Below are 5,088 nucleotides of genomic sequence, written 5' to 3'. Positions count from 1 at the left end.
TGATTCAGAAAGAGTTGGGCAAGAATCTGATTGCCGTTCACGATATTGCGAAAAGCACCAAAGAACAAATCGCCGAGTTCGACTTACTGATTTTTGGTATTCCAACCTGGTATTACGGTGAAGCTCAGTGTGATTGGGATGACTTTTTCCCGGAGCTGGAGCAAATTGATTTTAACGACAAGCTGGTAGCCATTTTCGGTTGTGGTGATCAGGAAGACTACGCAGAATATTTCCTTGATGCCATGGGCATGATTCGGGATATCGTTGAAGCGCGTGGGGCTATTCTGGTTGGGCAGTGGTCTACCGAGGGTTATGATTTCGAAGCTTCCAAAGGCATGGCAGACGACAATCACTTTGTCGGTTTAGGTATCGATGAAGATCGTCAGCCCGAGCTGACTGATGAGCGTGTTCGCGCCTGGTGCAAGCAGTTACACGAAGAACTGTGTCTGGCTGAATTAGCCTGATAACCGCTTGTAATCAATACAAAAAAGCCCGTTTTACACGGGCTTTTTTGTCACAACTGCAAAAAATTGATTAGTTTACACGCTTCCGAGAAGAAGCAATACCTACTAAGCCGAGAGCTAATAACATTAACGCTGCAGGAGCTGGTGCTGGCGTTGACTCTGAAGAAATCGTGCCTTGTTGATAATAAATTGTACCGTTCCAAATTCGTGGTGAGAATGTTGAATCAAATAGGTATCCTTTACCTACACCTTGCAGAATTTGTAGTTCGCCATTGTCTGCGTATACGCTGCCCACCGAAGTACCATTGGTATAATTCATTACAGTATTATTCGCTGTTATGTATAAAGCAGTTGTTGTAAATCCACTTAGCACAAAGTCAGCAACATCGAAAAACGTGGCAACATTTGCACCAGAAGATACCACTGCGCTTGAGCCAATCAAAGACCATGCACCCGAAGTAGTTTCAAATCCGCTATAAGACCCAGATTTGGTATAAACCTCAATAGTATGTGTACCATTGTCGAGATTTAAATCTAATCCGGTAACAGTAACATCACCTATTAAGTTTACAACGTCAAACATATTTCCGGCCTGACCGTTATTTGATGCAAAGGTCGTACTGATAAGACTAGCCTGCGCCTGACCAGTTACCATTAATAACGATGCAACCACTCCCATCCACTTCTTCATAATATTAAACTCCAGCTTAACAACACAATAAACAATTAATACCAACCTAGTTAATCAACTTGCATGCCAATCATGCAAGCTATTGTATTTAATACAATAAAACACAAAGTGTAAATTTTTTAAACAATAGATGTAAAAAAATCAGACACATAAAAACAGAATGTGAAATGGAGTAAAGTAAGGAATTAAGGCACTACTATGAGGTACTAACGCGCCAGTTTGGCTTGGCACTGACGCGGTATTTAATAATGAGGCAACAATAATATTGCGCCAGTTTATAACTTAAACTGCGTAACCGCCCGTTTAAGATCCGAGATTTCTTCTTCAATTTGAGACGTAGACTCATTGGCTTTTTGCGTGCTACTGGCACTGAGTTCAGCCAATTCAACAATGCGTTGCAGGCTGCCAGCCACATCTTCTAACAAGTCATCCTGCTTGCGGGTATCGTTCACAATCTCAAGATTGATACTGCTAAGTTCATTAATAATTGCACTGATATTGGCCACCTGTTCAGTAACCTGCTCAGTAAGGCTAACTCCGTGTTGAGACTGATCACGCCCAAGATTAATGGCTTTAACCGCCTGAGCGGCATCGCGCTGCAGGTTGCCAATCATCGACTCAATTTCTTCGGTGGAATTATGCGTGCGATTGGCCAGTGTTCTTACTTCGTCGGCTACCACCGCAAACCCTCTGCCCTGTTCACCCGCTCGGGCGGCTTCAATGGCAGCGTTTAACGCCAATAAGTTAGTTTGTTCGGCAATCGTTTTAATTACGTCCAGAATACTGCCAATACTGCGGCTGTTTTCATCAAGACGATGTACCACATTGGCCGATTCTTCTGCTTGTCTGGCCTGGCTCAGAACCTGCTGACGGTTAGTTTCGGCTAGTTTGGCAATGTTGCGAGATTGTTCTTCAACAATGCGTAGCTTTTCCATCGCAATGTTAATTTGCTGCAGGTTGTTATTGCTGGTCTCACGGACGTGCTGAGTGTTGGTGGCAGTAACCTGAACCTGCTCGCGTTGTTCATCTACCTGTTGCAGGCTTTTTTCGCCAAGCGATACGCTGGATTTAATCACCTCTTCCAGGCGATGCTCCTGAGAAATAATATTGCCTACCAATGTTCGCAAGCTCTCTGTAAGCGCATTGATTTTGGCAGACAGCGCGGCAAATTCGTCGCTACCGGACTGGTCAAGCCTGCGCGTTAAATCGCCCTGGCTTAATTGTGTTAACCCGCGATTAATCTTCACAAGCGGTTTTGCAATACTGCGTGTAGTAAGCACCCCTAAAAATACAGCGGCAATCAGCCCTATAACAAATACGGCAGCTGTTTTTACCAACGCACCTACTACCGTATCCAAAATTTTCTGCTGTGCACTAAGGGTACTGTCATTCACCTGCGCATATAACGAACCAATGCTCTCCAGGGCCTGTTTAAGTGCTACCTGCGCAGCCTGTTGATGCGCAATGCTTTTAGCCGCGTGATCCAACTTTTCCTGCTGCATCCATATCAAACCTTCAGCACCGTTGATTGCATCCATTAACTTATCAAATTGTTCATTAAAGCTATCAACTGTACCCTGTGTATCCACTTGTTCAGCCAACCTGTTCAGGTAATCTTTGTCTACCTGAAGGTTACTGATTTGATAGCTGAGGTCGTCCACAATAACTGCCGTCGCGTCAGGGTCGAAGCTGGATGACAAATCCGTGATAGCGTTATTCATGGTTAGCAGTTTATTGTCGATATTGGTGCCTGTACCAATGATGGTCTCGACGCCTTGCTGGCTCGTATCCAAATAACTTAAATCCAGCATTAATGCGCTGGCTTCATCGGCAATCATTAACACGTTATCCCGATGGGAAAGCAATCGCTGTTCAAATTCGATTCGCAGCGCCAGTTCATTATACATAGCGTTACTTTCCGTTACGTAAGTGCGACTTGCATCAATTGCCTGAGTTGAGACCTGGCCACTGCCGAGCATTTTTGCCAGTTTATCGAGTTTGGTAATGAAGGCTTCGGAGCGACGTTTAAACGCATCCTGACTATCTGAAAGGCCTTGTTTGGTAGACTCGTGAAATCCGTTTGCGGTGACCGTGGCCAGCGTAAGAATATCAGTATTAACGTCGTTCATTTGCGTCTGAACTGGCATTTTTACTTCAATGACGTCTTCGGCAGACGATTGAATCGCGGACAAGCCCGTATAGGAGAGGATGCTGGTAATTAATAACAAGCATCCAAAAGACGCGAATCCGAGAATTATCTTATTAACGACGGTTAATGGCATGAGTTGACCTGCTTTATTCCCACATTGCTCTTTATTATTGTATTCGTAATCATTAGCAACCTAACTTAGTCAATAGACTAAATTATGCTAATTATCAACAGCGTTACGTTATTGCCTGATTTAACAGGACAGACCACTCCTTTGCAACGTTTTAATTACATTATCGGCACAAAATCGTTATATTTCAGCGCAATTTATTTACGTCTAAATAAAGATAGCTTACATCTTATCGCTTAGCCGACAAATTCGTATTATTTTGTCTATAAAGTCCATTTCATTGAAAGCTAACCCTTTTAAATCTGATTAACTCACCTATAATAGCCTGATATTTTTAAAGCAGACGTAGGCGCCTCATGGATCAAAATAAAGAATTAAAGAAAGCCGGCCTTAAAGTTACCTTGCCCCGACTGAAAATCCTGCAGATCCTGCAAGAGCCTCAGAATCAACACATTAGCGCTGAAGACGTATACAAAATCTTAATTGAGCAAGGTGAAGAAATTGGTCTTGCTACTGTGTATCGCGTATTAAACCAGTTTGATGACGCAGGTATTCTTAATCGCCATCATTTTGAAGGCGGAAAATCCGTATTTGAAATCAGCCACAAAGCGCATCACGACCATTTAGTATGCCTAAAATGTGGCAAGGTAATTGAGTTTGAAGACGAGTTAATTGAACAGCGTCAGGAACAGATTGCGAAAGACAACAAAATCAAACTCACTCACCACAGCTTGTACCTGTACGGAGAATGTACAGACGGCAACTGCGATTCAGTTGATTAATTATTGATTTATAAATAAAAAAGGGAGCAATTATCTGCTCCCTTTTTTATTCCCAAAGACTTAAACCGCACGAACTACAGTTCAAATTTCAATTTACTGTATAGTGCAAACGCTTGTTCCCAAACAGGTCCAGCCTTACCATCGCCAATCGTTTGACTGCCCACCTGCACTACTGGCAATATTTCCTTACCGGAACTGGTAAGCCAGACTTCATCGGCGGCGTAGAGTTGATCTACCGTGATTGTGGTTTCACGACAGGGAATACCGCCTCTTTTCAAACATTCCAGCACCAGTAGCCGGGTAATACCGGGAAGTAACTGATTATCCAGTGGCGGCGTTAACACTTCACCGTTTTTTACAATAAACACGTTACTGCTACTGGCTTCGGTAATCTGCTTTTCATGATTAAACAAGATCGTTTCAGCATTGCCATCGCGATATCCCTGCTGAAAATGCATCACGTTCCCTAATAACGCCGTGGATTTAATGTGGCAGCGCTGCCAGCGTAAATCTTCCGTAATGGCAACTTTAGCACCGGGATGAATAGTGCGATCGGCTTTCGCCGGGGCGGTTAGCGTAAATGCAAAGGCAAATACAGTAGGCTCAATGCCTTGTGGGTAGGCGTGAAAACGGCGGGTATCGGCACCACGACTCACATGCAGATACACTCCTATATTGTTGCCTAGCACCTCTCGATTGGACGTGATCAGCCGCTGACAGATCGCTTTTGTATCCTGTTCTGATAAGGCAGAGTTAATTTCTACCAGTGCCAAACCCTGTTGCATTCGTTTGAAATGCTGAGCAAACCCCACCATCTTGCCGTCGTAGCTGGGCACCACTTCATAAATGCCATCACCAAATAAAAAGCCCCG

The 5,088-nt window shown here is 43.8% G+C and carries 5 protein-coding genes; 2 read left to right on the top strand and 3 right to left on the bottom strand.

The genetic code is table 11. From position 1 onward, the window contains the following. Positions 1 to 464 (top strand): flavodoxin FldA (gene fldA / locus ACLR2L_RS18825; protein ID WP_413370385.1); only part of this gene is annotated, 464 nt, incomplete at its 5' end. A 70-nt stretch (positions 465 to 534) separates the two neighbouring features. Here the strand turns inward: fldA and ACLR2L_RS18820 are convergent. Together ACLR2L_RS18820 and ACLR2L_RS18815 are read right to left on the bottom strand one after the other, a co-directional pair. Beyond that, positions 535 to 1,155: a PEP-CTERM sorting domain-containing protein gene (locus ACLR2L_RS18820; protein ID WP_413370383.1), complete on the bottom strand. Its 621-nt coding sequence runs from the start codon at positions 1,153 to 1,155 to the stop codon at positions 535 to 537. Positions 1,156 to 1,430: 275 nt separating this feature from the next. Continuing rightward, positions 1,431 to 3,437 (bottom strand): methyl-accepting chemotaxis protein, encoded by a 2,007-nt coding sequence (locus ACLR2L_RS18815; RefSeq protein ID WP_413370381.1) that lies wholly within the window; start codon positions 3,435 to 3,437, stop codon positions 1,431 to 1,433. Between the two features lie 353 nt (positions 3,438 to 3,790). Here ACLR2L_RS18815 and fur point away from each other — a divergent pair, with 353 nt between their 5' ends. Next, a complete protein-coding gene (fur, locus tag ACLR2L_RS18810; protein ID WP_140957141.1) occupies positions 3,791 to 4,216 on the top strand; it encodes a ferric iron uptake transcriptional regulator in 426 nt (141 codons plus the stop codon). A gap of 74 nt (positions 4,217 to 4,290) precedes the next feature. Here fur and ACLR2L_RS18805 read toward each other — a convergent pair. Next, positions 4,291 to 5,088, bottom strand: a 798-nt coding sequence (locus ACLR2L_RS18805; protein ID WP_413370379.1) for an aminotransferase class IV, incomplete at its 5' end; no start/stop codon positions are given.

Source organism: Alteromonas sp. AMM-1, assembly GCF_047290655.1.
Lineage (GTDB): Bacteria > Pseudomonadota > Gammaproteobacteria > Enterobacterales > Alteromonadaceae > Alteromonas > Alteromonas mangrovi.
This window is presented reverse-complemented; position numbering and strand designations above follow the sequence as displayed.

Coding starts and splice junctions, on each gene's coding strand:
- ACLR2L_RS18820 (WP_413370383.1), bottom strand. CDS start 1,155: ATGAAGAAGTGGATGGGAGTGGTTGCATCGTTATTAATGGTAACTGGT.
- ACLR2L_RS18815 (WP_413370381.1), bottom strand. CDS start 3,437: ATGCCATTAACCGTCGTTAATAAGATAATTCTCGGATTCGCGTCTTTT.
- fur (WP_140957141.1), top strand. CDS start 3,791: ATGGATCAAAATAAAGAATTAAAGAAAGCCGGCCTTAAAGTTACCTTG.